We start from the raw sequence: 19,922 nt of genomic DNA on the forward strand, positions 1-19,922 counted from the left end.
GATATGTTCCTTTTGCTACTTTTTCCTAAAGAAAATTCTTACAGGCACCCCTGTAAACTTAAAATTTTCCCTTAGTTTGTTTTCAAGGTAGTTTTTATACGGATTTTTTATGTCGTCAGGATAGTTTGCAAAAAAGGCAAATGACGGAACATGGGTCGGCAATTGCGTAACATACTTGATCTTGATTGAATTTCCACGAACAACGGGAGCATGGTAAGCCTCCACGGCTTTTAGCATCACATCGTTTAGCTGGGAGGTAGCAATCTTGCGGGTTTTGTTTTCGTAAACCTCAAGCGCCACTTCCATCCCTTTTAGTATCCTGGTTTTTTCAACAACCGAGATAAAGATAATCGGCACATCCGTAAAAGGCGCCAGCTTTTCCTTGAGTTGTTTTTCGTAGTCCCTTGCCGAATTGGTCTCTTTCTCAACCAGGTCCCACTTGTTTACGAGTACAACGATACCTTTTCCTTTTTTTACCGCAAGGCTAAAAATGTTCAGGTCCTGCGCTGTAATTCCTTTAGAAGCATCCAGCAATAACAGGCAAACATCAGCCTCGTCCATTGCCTTGATTGCGCGTATGACGGAATAGAATTCAAGATCTTCGTTAACCTTAGTTTTGCGGCGAATGCCTGCAGTATCAATTAGTATAAACTCTTTCTGAAAAAGGTTATAATGGGTATGGATGGTATCCCGTGTTGTTCCGGCGATATCGCTAACGATCGTTCTTTCTTTCCCTACCAATGCATTCAGCAGCGACGACTTCCCGACATTCGGCTGACCTATGATAGCAAACTTGGGTAGCGGCGTAACGGTCGAAGCTTCATCAGAGTCTTCCTGGGAAATGAGAGTTGCAATCTCATCCAGGATTTCACCTGTTCCACTTCCGCTAATACTACTCACAAAAAACACCTGTTCAAATCCAAGACTGTAAAATTCATTTGCTTCAAGCAACCGATCACTGTTATCAACTTTGTTTATGCAAAGAAACACCGGCTTTGTACTCCGGCGAAGTACATCTGCCATCGATGAGTCCAGCTCTGTTATCCCGGTTGAAGCATCAACCATAAAAATGAGCGCGTTGGCTTCTTCAATCGCGATCTTAACTTGTTTGCGAATTTCGGTTTCGAAAATGTCGACACTATTGGGTACAAAACCACCGGTATCGATTACATTGAAAGTTTTACCTGTCCATTCTGCTACACCGTATTGGCGATCGCGGGTAACACCGCTAACGTCGTCAACAATGGCTTTTCGTTCTTCTACAAGCCGGTTAAAAAAAGTGCTCTTCCCAACATTGGGTCTTCCAACTATTGCTACTGTAAATCCCATATTAATTTCCTTATCTCCCCACCGGGGAGCATTTATAGACACAAAAAATTATTTCTAAGTATCGGAATATCTTTCCGCTGGTATGTAGGCCGTTTAACTTACTTAGCTGTTATAGCCATATTCCCTGAGCTTCAGTTCGTCGTCGCGCCATTTGTTTTTAACTTTCACAAACAACTGCAAAAACACCTTCCGGCCAAGAAACTGCTCCATATCTGTACGCGCAAGGGTTCCAAGCTGCTTGATCATTTTGCCACCCTCACCAAGAATAATCGCTTTCTGGCTTTCGCGTTGAACGATGATATCACCCTGGATCTTTATAAGGCTGTCTTTTTCCTTGAACTCATTAATCAATACCGTGGTATGGTAGGGGATTTCATCGCCAAACAATTGAAACACTTTTTCCCTGATCATTTCTCCAACGAAAAACTTGGTAGGAAGATCGGTCAGGTCATCTTCGTCGTAAAATGGTTCACCCTTTGTCAGGTAGCGCAGGATTAACTGAAGGAGCAAGTCAATGCCGTTGCCCTTTGCGGCCGAGATGCCGATCCATTCTTTGCAATATTTCTTCTCACTAAAGAATGCTTTTGCTTCTTCAATCTTTCCTTCTTTAGCCGTGTCGATCTTGGTGGTAACTACAATCGCCGGAACTTTAAGCCTGAGTGTTGAGAAAATCTCATCGGCCTCTTGCCAGCTTTCTTTTACATCAACCAATAGCAAAGCAATATCTGCATCTTCAAGGCTGCCTTTCACCGCCTTCATCATCTTTTCGTGCAGTTTATACTTGGGTTCTATAATGCCGGGTGTATCGGAGAAGATTATCTGGTATTCGCCAGGTTTGTTGAGAAAAGCTTTAATGCGGTGGCGGGTGGTTTGAACCTTGGAGCTGACAATGGCAAGTTTTTCCCCAATTAAGGCATTAAGCAAGGTGCTTTTGCCAGCATTTGGCTTACCGAATATATTTACAAAACCTACTTTCATCTAAGTTAAAAAACGGGGTGTTCGTTTAACCTAAAACAAACAAAGGATTGCAAAAGTAAGTTTTTACGGCCTAAGGGCGGGAATTACCTTATTATCTTAACAAAACATCTCAACCCGCTTGTTAATACCCAACATTTAGGGCATATAGGTGCTGATAGTTTTGCCTGGCAAATTGCTGAACCAAAACCCTGGTTGGCTGTTAATCGTTCCTGTTTTTAGGGCTGTTTTCATTCATGTGAGATGAATCGTTAATACCTACTGGAATCAACACTCGAACGCCCGTTTTTCCTTACATCCGCTTACCTTTGCGCATCATTTTTTAACCGGGGTTTAAGGAAGGTTTATAAGCGGGATTGTTTAATCGCTTGTTATTACGCTAAGAGATTGCTGATAAAGGGTTTGCAGTACAAGTGAGTGACACAACGATGCCGGGAAAAGTACTTCTGCCGGTACCAAAAAAAAATCGCAAGTATACATTATATGAACATATTTGAGCAACAAGCAACCGAATTTCAGCACAGGCATATCGGGCCCAACGACCAGGAAACTGCGGAAATGTTAGCGGTAATCGGGATGAAGTCGATGGATGAGTTAATTGACAAAACTGTTCCCGCGGCTATTCGTTCAACAAGTGAACTGGAAATTGCCGGTCCTGCAAGTGAGTTTCAGTACCTGAACGAATTTAAACAGGTTGCAGCAAAAAACAAGGTTTTCAGGAGTCATATCGGGCAGGGTTATTACGACACCATTATGCCTTCGGTAATTCTTCGCAACCTTTTCGAGAATCCGGGATGGTATACCCAATACACCCCGTACCAGGCAGAGATTGCCCAGGGCAGGCTGGAGAGTTTGTTGAATTTTCAAACAATGGTAAGCGACCTTACGGGCTTATCCATTGCAAATGCTTCGCTGCTTGACGAAGGTACCGCAGCTGCTGAAGCTATGGCAATGCTTTTTAATACAAAAAACAAGGCGGAACACATTACCGCGCCAAGGTTCTTTGTGGACGAAAGTGTTTTTGCGCAAACCATTGATGTTTTACAAACGCGTGCCTTACCCATAAAGATTGAACTGGTTATTGGGGACTTCCGAACCGCAAAACTGGATGAGACTTATTTTGGTGCGATTGTTCAGTATCCCAACAGCAACGGATCAATCGAAGACTACCGCGATTTCATCAAATCGGCACACGCCGTTCACGCCCAGGTGGTAATGGCAACCGACCTGCTTGCGTTAACCTTATTGACACCCCCCGGCGAATTGGGCGCAGATGTTGCCATTGGCTCTGCTCAACGCTTTGGTGTTCCGATGGGATTTGGCGGTCCTCACGCAGCATTTTTTGCTACTAAAGACGAGTTTAAGAGGGTCATTCCCGGCAGGATTATCGGTATCAGCATCGACGCTGAGGGCAACCGTGCATTGCGCATGGCACTGCAAACACGTGAGCAACACATCAGGCGCGAAAAGGCGACTTCCAACATTTGTACAGCACAGGCCCTGCTTGCAAATATTGCGGCTATGTACGCGGTTTACCATGGTCCTGAAGGTTTGAAGAGTATTGCGAAAAGGGTTAGCATGCTGGCTTATTCGCTAAATGTAGAATTGAGCGAGATGGGCTTTGAACAACAAAATCAATACTTCTTCGACACCCTGAAGGTTAAGGTTGATAATGTTAGTTCGCTGCGGCAGATTGCTGAAGCGCAAAGGATCAATTTCTTTTATTATCCCGATAACTATGTTGGAATAACGATAGATGAAACTACTGCCCAGTGTGATGTGCTTAACATATTACACGTCTTCGCACAATTGAAGGACATGGGTGAAGCCGGGGTAATGTTTGATTATAATAGTAACCTCGATAATATTCCAACACCCTTAACCAGGACATCTTCTTTTTTGGAGCACCAGGTATTTAATAGTCATCATAGCGAAAGCGAGATGATGCGTTATTTAAAGATGTTGGAAAACCGCGATCTCAGCCTTGCACATTCTATGATACCATTGGGCAGTTGCACCATGAAACTGAATGCTGCCACCCAGTTGATACCGGTTAGCTGGCCGGAGTTTTCGAGGATGCATCCATTTGCACCTGCTGATCAATGGGAAGGTTATCAGCAGATATTTACCGAGTTGGAAGACTGGCTATCAAAGATCACGGGTTTTGCCGCGACCTCATTACAGCCCAATAGTGGTGCACAGGGAGAATATGCCGGGCTTCTTGCAATCAGCGCTTACCATCGTCACCACAACCACGACCACCGCAACGTTATTCTTATCCCTATTTCAGCACATGGAACGAACCCCGCAAGCGCAGTTATGGCTGGGTTTAAAGTTGTGGTTACGAAGTGCGATGAAGCCGGGAACATCGATGTTGAAGATCTGCGTAAAAACGCTGAGAAGTACAAAGAGAATCTTGCAGGTTTAATGGTGACCTACCCTTCAACACACGGGGTATTCGAGGAAAGTATCAAGGATATCTGTGCGATTGTTCATGAGCATGGAGGGTTGGTGTATATGGATGGTGCAAATATGAATGCGCAGGTGGGGTTGACATCTCCCGGCAGCATTGGTGCCGACGTTTGTCACCTTAATTTGCATAAAACGTTTTCTATTCCACACGGTGGTGGTGGACCTGGAATGGGGCCGATTTGCGTAAATGAAAAACTGGCGCCGTTTTTACCGGGCCATGTAGATGAGCAATCAGGCGATCGTACTAGAAAAGGAGCTGTATCTGCAGCACGGTTCGGTAGTGCAAGTATCCTGTTAATTAGCTATGCCTATATTAAGATGCTCGGTCCGGTAGGGGTGCGGAGAGCCACAGAATATGCGATACTAAATGCAAATTATATGAAGGCCCGCCTTCAACAGCACTACAAAATTTTGTACAGCGGTAAAAATAATACTTGCGCCCACGAGTTTATTGTAGACCTCCGGCCATTTAAGGCATTTGGTGTAGAAGCGGAAGACGTGGCAAAGCGACTTATGGATTATGGATTTCATGCGCCTACGCTAAGCTTCCCTGTTCCGGGAACAATTATGATCGAACCAACTGAGAGTGAACCAAAGGGAGAGCTGGATCGGTTTTGTGAAGCAATGATTAGTATACACCAGGAAATTAAAGATATTGAATCGGGTAAGTCTGATAAGTCTGATAATCCGCTGAAGAATGCACCTCATACGCAACATGTTATATGCGCTGATGAATGGAAGCATAGTTATACGCGGAAAACGGCCGCTTTCCCACTGGCGTACTTAAAGGAACATAAGTTCTGGCCCGGGGTGAGCAGGGTGAATAATACCCATGGTGACCGTAACCTTATTTGTACCTGCGAGCCTATTGAAGCTTACCAGGATGCTGGTGTAAATTAATTTTACCCGACTTATAATGAGAACGATCCGGAGAAGTCCGGATCGTTTCTATTTAGATACGTTTGGGTATTTATTCAATGCTTACAATTTGATACGTTTTGCCGTTTAGTGAGCAGCTTTCACTCTCCTGTAAACCAACCAGTTTCTCACCAAGGGGAGACCTGTCGGAGATTGCAAAAACAACTTTATCGCCGATGCTTACCCGACCCAGCGCAACACTGATAAAAAATTGCTCCGTTGCTGTTGTTACAAGGCTCCCCCGCTGGATTTTAATCGTAGAGACATGGATATCCAGCTGATTTAGTGTGGCTAATTGAAGCTGTAGTTGGTTCAGGCGCTTTCGCACATTGTCCTGCTCTATTTGAAGCATGGCTCTGGCAGTTTCGTATTTGTCGCCGGCGGAGCTTTTTGTTTCATTGTGGGTGCTTTCGATAAGCTCTTTCAACAACTTCTGTTCACCGGCAACCTTTTCCGACAACAGGGCGTGGCATAAAGTGTAAACCCGTTGTTTGTTGTTCATGTAAGAAGACGGTGTTTGTATTACCGGCGCAACTAAGCTGCAATACGTTGAACGATTGCTTTACAAGGAATGCTGGAAGTAACTTCCACATGGTGACTGACATAGCGGGGAATTTGCACGACATCGCCAGGGTTCAGTAAACGGGTTTGTTGCCCAATAAAAACATTGCAGGTGCCTTCCACTATTAAGATCGTTTCCAGTTCATTTTCATGAACCTCAGCCGGAAAAGCGTGACGAACCCAAACCATGCTGGTGTTCCGGTCTGCAGTATGTTCGATCACCCTGACATACAGATCTCCAAAATCTGCCGGGACTACAAAGTGCTCGCTATCGAGCCAGGTGGAGAAGTCTGCGATAATAGTTTGGGGTGTGATTGTTGGAACACCGGACAGCACTTCGCCTTTTTCGAGCCTGCTTATATAATTGACAGCCGCCATAACCATCGGCTTTATAATTGGATCCGGTTGAACGGGGTTTTCTAAAGCGTAGGTGATTAAACTTTCTTCAAAGCGGGCAATTGCATCTGCAACTTCAGGGTACTGCTCCGCTAAAGCTTCGATAACCTGGTATTCTTTATCCGGGAGGGTTCCCAGCACGTAAGCTTCTAGCTTCCCTGACTCGATATATGCTTTAATATCTTTCATTGTATGTTTCACCTCGCTAAAACAGGGCGGGTAAATCTTTAGTAAACGTTTTGTGCCGGCAAAAGTATATTGTTTACACCTATAATTTATTGTACATACGAGAAAACCTGCTTTTCGGTTAATTATCTGACTAAAAAGCTCAACGCAAGGGTTTTTACGCTATAAAAGTAGGATGGACGGTGAAGATCAGGTTAAATCTTTAGTAAATATACGATGCGTAAGTAATTGAAAAAGCTAGGTTTAGATGTTTAGAACTGCTAATGATTGATTTGTCTTTTCTTTTCTTAAACATGATGAAATGCTTGCCATAGCGAAATAATCGGCGTAACTTTTTATCGTAAAAAACTACCATTATGAATCACTACCACATCGTTTCCCGGATAGCCATTTATTTGTTGGCGATTGTAATGATCATTTTCGGCATCTATCACTTTCTCAATCCCCGAGAGCTGGTCGGTTATGTTCCGGCATTTATCCCGGGTGGTATTCTCTGGATCTACCTGGTTGGAGCTGCATTTGTGTTGGTGGCCCTGGCCCTGATCACCAACCGGATGGTTAAACTAGCGGGTTATGTGCTCGCAACGCTGCTGATTATTTTTATACTTACCATTCACTTACCGAATTACCTTAATGCAGGCGATAAAGAAATGAAGCAAATTGCTTTGATTAGTTTGTTAAAAGATGCTGCGATTGCAGGATTTGCGCTTCATGTTGCAGCGGGCGCATACCATCAGAAGCTACACCTGGAAAACAGCGACTAAGCTATTGAACATCTCACCACAGCAGTTTATATTGTTGATTGGTGTTGTTGTTTCTGAACGCTCCGGGTCGCTCCGTTGCTGGTTAAGGACTAACCATCCGGTCCTGTGCCAAAACCCGTGCACATCGTATGGTTATTCCGGTATTTCGATTACCTTTGCTACCCCGAAAACAAAACCATTCGGGACAATTTATGCCTGAAAACGAAATTATTAACCCAAACGCTGATGCACAGGAGAGCGCCACGGTAGCACAAAATGCACCGGAAGCTTCTACAGCGACACCAAATGCACCTGCAGAGCAGCCAACCGATGCTGCTGACTCCGGACCGGCTGAAATACCCACACCAGTTCAACCCTCACCAGAAGAGGAGCCTTCAACACTTTCTGATCCCCCGGTTGAAGAACCAAAAGCTGAAACGCCGCATGATGATTTCGATTGGAGCATCGATAAGCGTAACGTAAGCACTTACAACAAGGAAGAAAGAGAAAAGTACGACAGTGTTTATGATAACACTTTTGTTCAAATTAACGACAGTGAAATCATCACTGGTAATGTTGTAGGTCTGACAAAGACAGATGTTGTAATCAATATCGGTTTTAAATCGGATGGCCTTATTTCTTTAAACGAGTTCCGCGACATTCCGACGTTAAAAGTTGGAGACGATGTTGAGGTAATGGTAGTTGAAAAAGAAGACAGGGCAGGTCACCTTCACCTTAGCCGTAAATCTGCAAGGATTTTCCGTGCGTGGGAACGTATTGTTGAGGTTCACAAAACCGGAGAAGTTATCACCGGAACAGTGACCAGCAAAACTAAAGGTGGTTTGATTGTGGATGTATTTGGAATGGAAACCTTCCTTCCAGGTAGCCAAATTGATGTTAAGCCAGTTACGGATTACGACCAGTTCGTGGGTAAAACCATGGAGTTTAAAGTTGTAAAAATCAACGAGGCTATCAAGAATGCCGTGGTATCTCACAAGGCGCTTATCGAAAGTGATATAGAGGCTCAACGTGCTGAGATCATGAGCAAACTGGAGAAAGGACAAGTACTTGAAGGAACCATCAAAAACATTACGGACTTCGGTGCGTTTATGGACCTTGGTGGACTGGATGGTTTGTTGTACATCACCGATATCAGTTGGGGACGTATCTCTCACCCTAGTGAAGTACTGAAACTCGACCAGCGTTTAAATGTTGTTGTTCTTGACTTTGATGACGACAAAAAGCGTATCAGTCTCGGTCTGAAACAACTTACTCCTCATCCATGGGATGTTCTGCCTGAAAATATTTCAGAAGGACAGGTGGTTAAAGGAAAAGTTGTTAATATTGAAGATTATGGTGCTTTCCTTGAGATTATGCCGGGTGTAGAAGGGTTGGTTCACGTAAGTGAAATTACCTGGGCTAATACCCCGATCAATGCTAAAGAGTTCTTCAAATTAAATGATGAATACGAAGCAAAGATCGTGACGCTTGACAAAGACAGTCGCAAAATGAGTTTGTCCATCAAACAAATGAGCGATGATCCATGGAGCACGATTGAGAACAAATTCCCTGAAGGCAGCAAGCACAATGGACTTGTTAAGAACATTACACCATACGGTGTGTTTGTTGAGCTTGAGCCAGGTATCGGCGGAATGATCCACATCAGTGATCTTAGCTGGTTAAAGCGTTATAATCACCCTGCTGATTATACAAAAGTTGGCGAACACATTGATGTAATTATCATGGGTATCGACAAGGACAACAGGAAGCTTCAACTTGGTCATAAACAACTTGAAGAAGATCCCTGGAATTCACTGGAAGATACCTTCTCTATCGGATCTGTGCATGAAGGCACAGTAACAAGGAAAGATGATAAAGGCGCTACCGTTCAACTTCCTTACGGACTTGAAGGTTTTGCACCGGCCCGTCACCTCGTTAAAGAAGATGGTAAGGCTATCGGACCAGATGAGCACAACCAGTTTACAGTTATAGAATTCGATCGCAATGAAAAGCGTATTGTTGTTAGCCATACCCGTATATGGGAGCAGGTTCAACACCAGGAGAAAGAAGTTGCGAAAAAAGAAGCAAAAGTAGAAGCTGATAAAACGCAGAAAGCTGTTAAAACAATTCAGCAGAAAGTGGAGAAAGCCACACTTGGCGACTTAAGTGCGCTGGCTTCGATAAAGGAAAAACTTCAACAACAAGAAGAGAAGAAGTAGTATTGTTAAGTATTAGTAATAACCCGCTGAGTTCTCTCAGTGGGTTTTTTTATTTCCTAAATTCTGCAACCAATTGTTTCTGCAGCCTGTCAAAAGAAGTGCCGATAGGTCGATTAAATAGATAGCTGCTGCAGTTACGATAACACTCCTATGAAACAAAAAGGGCTCCTTCGCGGGAGCCCTAACTTTATAAGTGCAATTATAGCCAGACACAAATTTGAGGCAAACCCAACACAGGAGTCTTGAAGTATACTGTCCCCAACAGACAGGCTACCTGATGCTTACCTGGCCAGGTAAGCCTTACCCGAGTAAAGGAAATTACAACAACTTGATATGAAGATCGCCAAAGTTCTGAAGCGACGATAACTTAAGGTCGGCAGCTGACCATCGCGGATCTTTTGAATGCGCAGGTACCGGAACAATAACACACTTCATCCGCGCTGCTTTCACTGCAATCATACCATTAAATGAGTCTTCGAAACAAAGACAACCCAGGGGACTTACATCCAGTTGCCGGGCGCAATTAAGGTAAACCTGTGGATGGGGCTTACCATACTCAAGGAACTCGGCTGTTGCAATTGCCTGGATATACGGTCGTATTTGCAGAATGTCCAAGACAACATCAACAAGGGCCTGGGGCGAAGAAGTAGCTAGTCCGATTTTGAATTCACGCCGGTGAAAAAAGTCAATGATATGCCCGACCCCCGGCATAGCCTTACCCTTAGTTCTGACCTTTTCTATTACGTTTCTTATGATCTCAGTTGCAACTTCATCCAACTGGGTTTGCGTAAATTGGTAATCCTTCATCCACCAGGCAACGAATTCACTTGTTCGCAAGCCTGTACTGGAAGCATACTCTTCTGGTGTGAGCCTCTTACCGTACCGGGCAAAAACTTCGTCAGCGGCTTCATTCCACAAAGGTTCGCTGTCGATAAGCAAACCATCCATATCAAAAATTACGGTATTGAGTTCCATACATCTGGTTGAGGTGCAAAGATAGCTGTACACCTATGCAATGCACGTCCGGATGAAGCGATTATCAACTTTAACAACCCGCTCGAAAAAAGAAAGTAACGGCATAATAATTAATGCTGGTAAGCGTTTGAAAGTCTCTAGCAAACGATATGGTTATGGAATATTACGAATACAATTACAAGCCAAATCCGCTAATGGGTATATGGGTTATCCTGGTGGGTCTTGTTACATTAACCGGAGTAATGATTGCTGATGGCGCAAAAGCAATCAGCACTTCTTTGGATCGGCTTTCCCGGTAACGAGGCGTTTGTACCCCGGGCGAACTTCGCCCTGGTCTGCTTGCGGGTAAAACAACTTTAGTCTTAAACTTTAATTACTTTTCCGAATTCTCCCCTTGCAGGATTCGAAGGCAGGATTGCGAACACGTCATCTGACGTTGTCCTGTCGATCATAGCGCAGCCGGTAAACTTCCCGAACGCCGGTAGTATTGCAAACCGTTTGTTGAAATAGAAGCAGGGAAATTTCAGGGATTGTCGTCCTCCTCCATTCAGTTCGATACAAGGGTGTATATGCCCGCTAAAAAAATATTCGGTGTTTGCTGATGGCTCGCAGGCATCTTTAATATCGTGAACAAAACAGAAGCGGTCAATGGAAAGATGGCCGGTTGTTACGGTTATAGCAGCCTGCTCATACCACTCCTTTTTTAATATGTCGTGATTGCCCTTTACCAGTTGCAGGTGAATCTCGCTTATGTCCCGTCTCCATTTTAGAAAATAATCCACCTCCTTATTGGCAACACTGTGCGACAGGTCGCCCACGATGATCAATTGTTTTGGCTGAAAGTATTGTACCTGGCTGAAGAGTCGCTGGAGATCTTCTTTGTAAACAGACTGTGGGACAGCAATACCGGATTTTCTAAAGTGACCTGTTTTTCCAAAGTGCAAATCGGAGACGATTAACGCTTGCTGGTCCTGCCAGTAAATGCACCGCTCAGCTGATAGCCATAATGTTTGTTGATGTAATAAATACTTCTCCGGTGCCTGCACGCTAAAATTTGAGGCGGCAAAGATAAGTGCATCAAAAAGAAAAACGGAAGGTTCAGGCCTTCCGTTTGTCTTGTAGTGCAGCACGTGAGATTTTAGTCCTCGTCGTGGCTGAAAGAAGCTGTTTCAGGATCTGGTAAACTACCACCTTCATCACCGTCTAAAATTCGGCTGGCGGGACCCTGGTTATCGCTTCGGAGGCTATCTTCAGCACTGGCAGCAGATAAACGATCCGAGTGATGGTGAACTTTCTCCTGAATCGCTTCCTCGCTGTTTGGATCTTCCTCGCGGTCGAGAACGCGCTCGGAGCGATCCTCCGTGTTTCCGGAAGATGATGAGCTTCCTACATTGGTTGTAGAGTTCTGTTCATTGCGGTCGGTAGTTATTCTCCGGCTGTAATCATTACCAAGATTACCTCCACCTTGTTCAAGACCTGAGCTACCTATATCTGATGTGTCGCGTGGCATAAATAAAAGTTTAATGAAGTAAAAAGATATAGTATTAAAATGTAAAAACTATGCCATGTGTAGCCCTGAGTAGTAAGACGTTTCATACCGTAAATTGCAGCCTAAAGAGTTTGATATGATGCAATGGGAGCGTATTTTTTCTGCCGACCGGATCGGGCATACTAAGGTGGAATCTGGCCCGCGATCTGGTTTTCAGAAAGACTACGACCGGCTCATTTTTTCCTCGGCCTTTCGGCGATTACAGAACAAAACACAGGTTTTCCCCTTGCCCGGCAGCACCTTTGTTCACAACCGGCTGACCCATTCTTTAGAGGTGGCAAGTGTGGGCAGATCACTGGGGAATATTGTGGGGCAAATGATCAGTTGCGAGATGCCGAAGGAAACAGACAGCTACGAATTTTATAAATACGAGTTGGCCAATGTTATTGCCGCGGGCTGCCTGGCACATGATATTGGCAACCCTGCATTTGGCCACTCGGGCGAAAAAGCCATTTCAGCTTATTTTACGACCAATGCCGGCTTGCATATAGAAGGCACTCCATTAAGATCATTTTTCGATGAAAGGCAATGGGCTGACCTTTCGAACTTTGAAGGAAATGCAAATTCGCTTCGCATACTTACGCATCGCTTCAAAGGAAGATTTCAGTATGGGTTGGGGTTAACCTACACCACCCTTGGATCAATTATCAAATACCCTTGTGAGGCGACCGCAATGGATAGCCATTTTAAGCATCGTAAAAAATACGGCTTTTTTCAATCGGAGAAAGAAGCTATGCATGAAATCGCCACAAGATTGGGGATCCCCCTTCAACTAGAGTATCCGGTGGTTTACAGCCGACATCCGTTCGTGTATCTCGTGGAAGCGGCGGATGATATTTGTTACCGTGTGATCGACATGGAGGATGCACACCGTTTAGGAATATTGCCTCACCACATTGTAAAAGAGTCGTTTCTTGACCTCATTGAAAAACTTAAACGGTCAGGTGACAATGCAGCAAGAATCAAGTTGACCTGCGACAAAATTGATGACGGGAACGAAAGAATAAGCTACCTGCGCGCACGGGTAATCAATTCACTAACAGCTTACGCGGCCGAAGTTTTCTGGAATAATCGCCGGCAGGTGCTTGCTGGCGGGTTCAACGATACTTTATTGGATGTTATCGAAACGGAATGCGATGCATTTTCAGCAGTGATGGCGCTGTCGAATGAAAAAATCTACAACCATGATACCGTTTTGGAAATCGAGATAGCGGGGTATAACGTTATGGCGGAACTCCTTCAACTCTTTGTACCTGCATTGTTAAAAGAGGCCCCGGACCATAAGGATAAGAAAATACTGAAATTGTTTCCAATGCAGTATCGCGAATTTGAGCAAACGAAGATACCGTATGAACGGGCTATGAATGCTTTTGATGTTATCTCGGGTATGACTGACTTGTTCGCGACAGAACTATACCGAAAGCTAAAAGGTATCGATATTCCTCAACACCGTTAGTTAAGACGAAGCTGCATCTTTCTCCATGGACTCATCTTCTGCAAGGCTTGTTCTCTTGGTTTCATCAGGCGGAGCAGGCGAGTCTTTCTTGATCTCCTCGGGAATATTTTTCTCCTGATTTTTGTCCTGCTCAATGGTTTTCAAGCTCCCCTCAGCGGCTGTACTTCTGTTGTCACCCTCCATATTCAGGTATTCATCGCCGGGAATTTGCATATCCTTGTCGAGGTCTTCGCGTAAAGGCTGATGTTCATTGTCGTTTGGCATAACAGTTTACAAGGCATTGATAAAAAATTATGCCCCGTGGTCGCGGGGCATAAACATAATACTCGTAAATAAGTCAGGATATTGTAAAAGTTGCGCTGCAGGTATAGTCGCAACTTGTTTGTAAAATCATTAAGATGAATTAGTTACAAAACGGATTGTAGAACAGAAACAACATTGGAGTTGTAACCTGTAACAACCTGTTCGGGAATGCCATCTCCATTAATGTCACCAATTGCAAGTGAGTATGGATATTTTGCAACATTGAAGTCTGCCCTGTTACCGATAGAAGCACCGGTAAATGCACCCGAGTTATACAAATTGCGGTACACTGATATCGACTTTGATGCTCCGCTGGCATTCGTAGCTACGATATCCGGTTTGCCGTCGCCATCGACATCAGCTATTGCAACACTGTAAGGCTTTTCGGCGGCAGAGATATCGATTTTCGCACCAAACGATGCAGCAGAAATGTTTCCACTTGTAGCGTTATTATGCAGGATTGATATTGTATTGCCCCCGGAATTAGCAGTAATTATCTCAGGTTTGTCGTCGCCATCAAGATCTGCAAGGGCGACGCCCACGGGATTATTCCCCGTAACAAAATCTACTTTAGCGTTGAACGCACTGGGGGTAATGGAGCCCGGTGTTGTATTATTTTTGAAAACAGATACCGTATTAAGCTGCTCGTTAGAGATTACCAGGTCGTTTTTGCCATCACCATCGATGTCGTCAATTGCTATAAAGCGAAGGACGGTGCCAAGGGTAAAATCAACTTTGCTGGTGAAAGATTTTGAACTTAACGATCCGGGTGCGGACTGATTACGAAGAATTGAAACAGTTCCGGTACGGTTTGCAGTAACGATATCTGATTTGCCATCGTTATCGATATCATCCACCGAAATTGAAGTAGGAGCGTAGCCGCAAGGGAAGTCGATTTTAGCGGCGAACTCGACATTTCCTTGGGTTCTTGTATTCCTGATAACCGATACAGTTGATGGCTGACCATTGTTTGCCACAATGATATCTTTTGCCCCATCATTGTCAACGTCTTCAACAGCAACGCACCATGGGTTGTTTCCTGTTGGCAGATCAATACGCTGCCGGAAAGATGAGGGCGAAATGGCGCCTGGTCGTCCTGAATTGATGAATATAGAAACGGTATTGGAAAACTGGTTCACAACGATAATGTCTGAGCTGCCATCATTGTCAATATCTGCGGTAGCGACAGAAAAGGGTAAATTCTGTGTGCGGAAGTCGACCTGGGGTTTATAAAAATTTGACGGAAGTGTAGGACCATACGAATTACCATTCGAAAAAGTAGGAATGAATGGTCGCTTAGAAAATGCAATTAACCCCGATGTTTTATTAAGTACCGAAATAGGCTTTAAGGTAGCACCAGCAGGAACAATCACTTCAAGTTTGTTTGCGGCAGCGCTTACTACTTTTCCTTCCACAGCACCAAAGAAAACGGTATTTCCAGTGGGGTTGGTATTGAAGTTTGACCCATCTATAACCACCCGGGCTCCCGCAACGGCTTTATTTGGCGAAAAAGAGTTGATTAAAGGTAACTGGGCAAGACAAGTAAGTGAGAAAGCTAAAATTCCCGAAAGCGAAAGGAGGAATTTCTTTGTAACTGGTGTCGACATAATGATCTGGTTGTTGCTGTTCAAAGGTAACTCTTAATACATCTTCGGAAAGTGGTGTCTGTAGTTTTAATCAATTATTTATTTCCTTGATATATGCCCTGGTGAACTTGCACCTCTGACCTGGTCGGGCATTTTTAAAGGGAGAAAAAACAGCTACTTGCAACAGGTAATCAAAGCGTTAGCATAGTGGAGAGTACCGTTGCCCTTCAGCACTTAGTTTAAGTATTTATTAAAATCGCGACAAATAGGCGGCAACAATGCCTACAGGTTAAATAATCCAGGGAAGAAGTATTCCTCAATGATCAGCAATGGAGATTGATATGAATCGTAGCCAAGCCTGTTGTAACCACGGCTCCGGAATGATAAACTCTATAAAATGCAGTTCCTGTCTTTCGATTTATTGGCAGTTAGGCCTAATGTTTTCGTCGACCATTGACTTTAGATCAAGATACAACTGCCTTGGCGGATCGGTGGAAAGTTGTTTTGTAACCATAACAAAGGCATAGTTTCGGCAAAGATCGATGATGGGCCAGGTACCGGCAAGGGAAGGGCTTGTGTACGCCAGGGCTTTGCCAGCGCCATTGTCTTCTAAAATCCAGCTTCCAAGCGCCAGATTATAACCCTCGGTTGCTTTCGGAGCACCTTTTATTGCAGCTGCTTCTGCTTGTAACGACAGCAATGTGGCCACAGACGCTTCATTTAGTACTTGCTTATTATTAAACGTGCCTTTATTGAGGAGCATTGCAAGAAAGTTTGAGAGATCGGCCGCTGAGGAACGGGCCCCGGTAGAAGGGTCGATTGCATCGTTGTAATCTTCATTGGTGAAGGTTGTATTTTTCATTCCCAATGGCCGGATGATCCGCTCCTGCATAAGGCGGTCAAACGAACGCTTTGTGATCACTTCAAGAACACGCCCCGCGATACTGTAGCCTGCATTACTGTACCGGAATTCGGTACCGGCATTGGTTTGTATATCTTTTTTGGAGGCATAGTCGTTTACTTCATCTTCCAGGCTCTTGAATTTGCTCTTTTGAAAGATTTTGCCCTCAGTTTTAATCCCCGTATTGTGGGTGAGGCAATGGCGAAGGGTGATAAAACCTTTGTAGTATTTGTCGAAAATAGGTAGGTACTGGCCTACTTTGTCGTCCAGCGAAATTTTTCCTTCCTGCACGTAAGTCAAAAGAAGCGCTGCAGTTAACCATTGGCTTGAAGCGCCAATTTGCTCCTGGGATTTGATGTTTAGTTTACCCAGTTCTTTTTTATACATCACTTTCCCGTCTTTATAAAGTACAAAAGCGAGGTCTTTACCAAATTTGTCTTTTTGCTGGTTTAACCGGGCTGACAGCGAAGCAGTATCCAGCTGCGCATTCGATATAAAAGCGATCGTTGAACATAAAATCAATAGACGAAAATGCATAAAGCTAAAGATGTTGTTTTTAGAAATTATCGAAAGGGATCAAGATACTTTATTTCTATGAAGTCAATCCTTGTTGACGATCGGTGTGGCTACGACAATACACACATCCAACCTGATTGTTTACACATAAAAAAGCCGCTAAGCATGCTCAGCGGCTAGTGGCGACTTTTACGCCCTCAGATTATTTTAATGGACAACCCGGTTACGCGATAGTAACCGAAGGTTTCCATGATATATCTGTAGATTGCATGAATACCTCCTTTTCTTTGGTGAGGAATGAAGGTAGTACAAAAATGAAAACCACAAAACGTAGCTCAAAAAAATTATGTGCTTTTAGCATTTTTCTAAGAAAATGGGGGTCTAGCCTTCAATCTTCCGTTTACTGTCGAGGTACTTCTGCTGAATGATTTCGCTCATAGGCTTCTCATATACTTTACTTTCAACCCACGAAATAACATCGAGGTAGGCGAAGGCGCGGGTTTCAAAACGGCTCTTCTCAAACTGCTTGATCTTATGCAGAAATTTTTCGAATTCGGGCTTCAGTTTACGGCTGGATATATGAAACGAATTCCTAAGAAACTTAAACATCAATTCTTCGATCACCGTAAGGTTCTCCATTTTTGCCATAAACCGGTAAACTGATTTGATCAGGTGTTCGAGAATATCTGAGTTGCCCAACTCATAATGCGCCATCAGGTGTAACAACCTGGCATAACACTGGAGATCAGTGCGTAAATCAACGTTGTCGTTGATAATTTTTTGCAGGTAGTCAATCGAAGTTTTGTAGTCGCCACTGCCGAAATAAAGCGATGCGAACTTGTAGTTAAAAACAAGTATCCGGTGGCCATCAATGAAGGCGGCATATTCCTGTATCTTCTCTTCTATGTAAGGAACCTGGTCCAGCGCCTCGGCGAACGTGCCCATCATGAAGTGTTGATTTATGCTTGCATGATAGATGTATACAAAGGTTTGAATGCGATTATTGTCGTGATGGTTTGCTATGGGGGACTCGGAAAACTTTTTAAACTGCAGCAGCGTTTGTTCGAATTTGCGGTGATTACGCAGGTCGAAGTGGGCATTCAGAAGGTTGTGCATGCCTTTAATGTAGTGCGCCGTCTCAACACCAATCATCTCTTCCTTTTCATGAAACAGGTCAACCCATTTTTGCGTATACCGGTAATACATAAGAAAGTCCTGGCGGATAAATGCATACCAACAATAGCTTTGATAGAGGTACAACTTCTCGTAGAAATGAGTGTCTACTTTCGAAAGATCCGGTAAATTATCCTGGAAAAACTTTTTGACTCCCGCCTCGTCTTTCTCGTTTCTCGCGTGGCCGTTTTTGATGTACCAGCTATAAAGCTGTAACGCAAGGTTTGATAACCTTGTGATCATTCCCCGCCGCTCATGAACTTCGTTTGCTTCTGCCGAAAGCCTGTCGGCCCGGTTTTGCATACTGCGGGTGATATGAAGGGTTTCAATCTTTTTTTCGAGGGAGATCACCTGAAGCAAAAAGCTGTCCTGGTAATAGGTATGGGCAAGCTCTTTTACTTTCTCAAGAATCTTCAGGCTTTGGATGTACAGGCCTTTATTGTACAATATCCTGGCATAGTCGAGTTGCTCATGCAGCTGGATGTCGATACTATCTGTGGTTTTAAGGAGTCGTAGGCTTGCAAGGACTTGCTTATACAGGTGCGATTTCAGGTTGGCAAGCTGCGGTTTCTCTATTGAGGGAAGTTTTTTAAGAAGAAGTTTTTCGTCGTAATCATTTAACCGGTCCAGGGCATCAAACAACTGGATGATCTTAAGGTCTTCTTTGGATGAACTCCGCTTGATATAGAGTTTGAAATTTCTTTTTTCAGACTTTTCCAGGGTATGAATCAGCTGAAATAATGTATCAGAAAACCGATTGGGCATAATGAAAAGATTAGCGGAAGATACAATACTGTAAAGGATTCCAGGGTGTTGAACATGTTCTTGACATAATGAAATCCCCGGAATGTTGATTATAAAAAAAATCAACACATCCTATCTTCGTAAAGCGAGTTGAAAAGAACGCATCATAAGCAGCGCATCGTTAGAAGGCAATTATAGCAGGCGGTGCAAAATAAGTGAAAAAAGACAAGCTGTAATGTTCAGCCTGGCAAATATTTATTAAGATTTTCATATGGCAAGCAATCGTTAGAGGTCGCTCCGTTTCCACGGAGGGACCATTTTTTTTATAGGACCTTGCTTAGCTGATTTCCGCCAATTTTTTCGTGTAGTCGTAGTGAAGGTCTTCGTGCAAAGCGGCTATGGCAGTCCGGGCCTTCTTTAGCTGTTGATCGTAAATCTTACTGAGTGCAATACTATGTTTGATGTTAACGCCTGTGCCCTTCAGGCTTTTACAAAAGTGTATCAGTAATTCCGCTTCTGTTTGCCGGGAAAGCGTAAAGCGACAATACCGCGAAATGTTCTTTAAAATTTTTCGCAGGCCTTTCTTCATCAGGTACAGGTTGTTTAAGGGTAGGCTTGAGAAACCTTCGTCGATTTCTGCTTTTGCACTTTCAACATAGTTATGTTCATCATGTGCCTCAAACAAGAGGTAAGATAACAGCTCCTTATTTTCTTTTTTGAATTTAGCCAGCCGGAGCGCAAGTTCCAGAAGTTGCTTCGGTGGTAAAGATGCCAGTTCGTGCTTAATCTCGTGTATCGTTGCTGCTTTCAAGGTAATTTCAACGGATTTTAAACTAAGTTCAGGCCTTTTAATGGAGCACAGTATTCCCGTTGCAATGGCTCCATTTAGTTGTTATCTCAATTATTCCGACAGACAGTCA

Annotated in this window: 17 protein-coding genes; 5 read left to right on the plus strand and 12 right to left on the minus strand. The window is 43.9% G+C overall.

From position 1 onward, the window contains the following. Positions 1 to 15: 15 nt before the first annotated feature. Positions 16 to 1,371, minus strand: coding sequence for a ribosome biogenesis GTPase Der (der, locus tag EXU57_RS05810; protein ID WP_317130022.1), 1,356 nt, complete (start codon positions 1,369 to 1,371; stop codon positions 16 to 18). Positions 1,372 to 1,431: 60 nt separating this feature from the next. Further along, entirely contained in the window at positions 1,432 to 2,307 is an 876-nt protein-coding gene (gene era / locus EXU57_RS05815; protein ID WP_133267234.1) for a GTPase Era, read from the minus strand. 480 nt (positions 2,308 to 2,787) lie between these two features. Between era and gcvP the strand changes: the two genes are divergently transcribed. Then, a complete protein-coding gene (gcvP, locus tag EXU57_RS05820; RefSeq protein ID WP_133267235.1) occupies positions 2,788 to 5,676 on the plus strand; it encodes an aminomethyl-transferring glycine dehydrogenase in 2,889 nt (962 codons plus the stop codon). A gap of 70 nt (positions 5,677 to 5,746) precedes the next feature. Here the strand turns inward: gcvP and EXU57_RS05825 are convergent, their stop codons facing one another. Next, on the minus strand, positions 5,747 to 6,196 hold the full coding sequence (locus EXU57_RS05825) for a hypothetical protein (protein WP_133267236.1): 450 nt from the start codon (positions 6,194 to 6,196) through the stop codon (positions 5,747 to 5,749). A 32-nt stretch (positions 6,197 to 6,228) separates the two neighbouring features. Next, entirely contained in the window at positions 6,229 to 6,840 is a 612-nt protein-coding gene (locus tag EXU57_RS05830; protein WP_133267237.1) for a cupin domain-containing protein, read from the minus strand. Positions 6,841 to 7,193: 353 nt separating this feature from the next. Here EXU57_RS05830 and EXU57_RS05835 point away from each other — a divergent pair, with 353 nt between their 5' ends. Both EXU57_RS05835 and rpsA read left to right on the plus strand, forming a co-directional pair. Then, on the plus strand, positions 7,194 to 7,601 hold the full coding sequence (locus EXU57_RS05835) for a DoxX family protein (RefSeq protein ID WP_133267238.1): 408 nt from the start codon (positions 7,194 to 7,196) through the stop codon (positions 7,599 to 7,601). Positions 7,602 to 7,792: 191 nt separating this feature from the next. After that, the gene (gene rpsA, locus EXU57_RS05840) at positions 7,793 to 9,799 is read left to right on the plus strand and encodes a 30S ribosomal protein S1 (RefSeq protein ID WP_133267239.1); all 2,007 of its coding nucleotides are present in this window, start codon (positions 7,793 to 7,795) and stop codon (positions 9,797 to 9,799) included. A gap of 318 nt (positions 9,800 to 10,117) precedes the next feature. Here the strand turns inward: rpsA and hxpB are convergent, their stop codons facing one another. Then, complete coding sequence (gene hxpB / locus EXU57_RS05845) at positions 10,118 to 10,774, minus strand: hexitol phosphatase HxpB (protein ID WP_133267240.1); 657 nt, start codon at positions 10,772 to 10,774, stop codon at positions 10,118 to 10,120. 155 nt (positions 10,775 to 10,929) lie between these two features. Here hxpB and EXU57_RS24990 point away from each other — a divergent pair, with 155 nt between their 5' ends. After that, complete coding sequence (locus tag EXU57_RS24990; RefSeq protein WP_165958044.1) at positions 10,930 to 11,073, plus strand: hypothetical protein; 144 nt, start codon at positions 10,930 to 10,932, stop codon at positions 11,071 to 11,073. Positions 11,074 to 11,136: 63 nt separating this feature from the next. Here EXU57_RS24990 and pdeM read toward each other — a convergent pair whose 3' ends face one another. Together pdeM and EXU57_RS05855 are read right to left on the minus strand one after the other, a co-directional pair. Beyond that, a complete protein-coding gene (pdeM, locus tag EXU57_RS05850) occupies positions 11,137 to 11,904 on the minus strand; it encodes a ligase-associated DNA damage response endonuclease PdeM (protein WP_243745524.1) in 768 nt (255 codons plus the stop codon). A gap of 8 nt (positions 11,905 to 11,912) precedes the next feature. Continuing rightward, positions 11,913 to 12,284 (minus strand): hypothetical protein, encoded by a 372-nt coding sequence (locus EXU57_RS05855; protein ID WP_133267241.1) that lies wholly within the window; start codon positions 12,282 to 12,284, stop codon positions 11,913 to 11,915. 115 nt (positions 12,285 to 12,399) lie between these two features. On the opposite strand from EXU57_RS05855, the gene dgt reads away from it, so the two are divergent. Further along, the gene (dgt, locus tag EXU57_RS05860; protein ID WP_243745525.1) at positions 12,400 to 13,779 is read left to right on the plus strand and encodes a dGTP triphosphohydrolase; all 1,380 of its coding nucleotides are present in this window, start codon (positions 12,400 to 12,402) and stop codon (positions 13,777 to 13,779) included. On the opposite strand, the gene EXU57_RS05865 is transcribed toward dgt, so the two are convergent. The 5 genes from EXU57_RS05865 to EXU57_RS05885 form a co-directional block, all read right to left on the minus strand. Beyond that, positions 13,780 to 14,043: a hypothetical protein gene (locus EXU57_RS05865; RefSeq protein WP_133267242.1), complete on the minus strand. Its 264-nt coding sequence runs from the start codon at positions 14,041 to 14,043 to the stop codon at positions 13,780 to 13,782. 143 nt (positions 14,044 to 14,186) lie between these two features. Beyond that, positions 14,187 to 15,689 carry an FG-GAP-like repeat-containing protein gene (locus EXU57_RS05870; RefSeq protein ID WP_133267243.1) on the minus strand — a complete coding sequence of 501 codons (1,503 nt, stop codon included), beginning with the start codon at positions 15,687 to 15,689 and terminating at the stop codon, positions 14,187 to 14,189. A gap of 397 nt (positions 15,690 to 16,086) precedes the next feature. Beyond that, the gene (locus tag EXU57_RS05875) at positions 16,087 to 17,106 is read right to left on the minus strand and encodes a serine hydrolase domain-containing protein (protein WP_133267244.1); all 1,020 of its coding nucleotides are present in this window, start codon (positions 17,104 to 17,106) and stop codon (positions 16,087 to 16,089) included. Between the two features lie 360 nt (positions 17,107 to 17,466). Continuing rightward, the gene (locus tag EXU57_RS05880) at positions 17,467 to 19,023 is read right to left on the minus strand and encodes a hypothetical protein (protein WP_133267245.1); all 1,557 of its coding nucleotides are present in this window, start codon (positions 19,021 to 19,023) and stop codon (positions 17,467 to 17,469) included. Positions 19,024 to 19,339: 316 nt separating this feature from the next. Next, on the minus strand, positions 19,340 to 19,813 hold the full coding sequence (locus EXU57_RS05885; RefSeq protein WP_133267246.1) for a hypothetical protein: 474 nt from the start codon (positions 19,811 to 19,813) through the stop codon (positions 19,340 to 19,342). Between the last annotated feature and the right edge of the window lie 109 nt (positions 19,814 to 19,922).

Source organism: Segetibacter sp. 3557_3, from assembly GCF_004354985.1.
GTDB lineage: Bacteria > Bacteroidota > Bacteroidia > Chitinophagales > Chitinophagaceae > Segetibacter.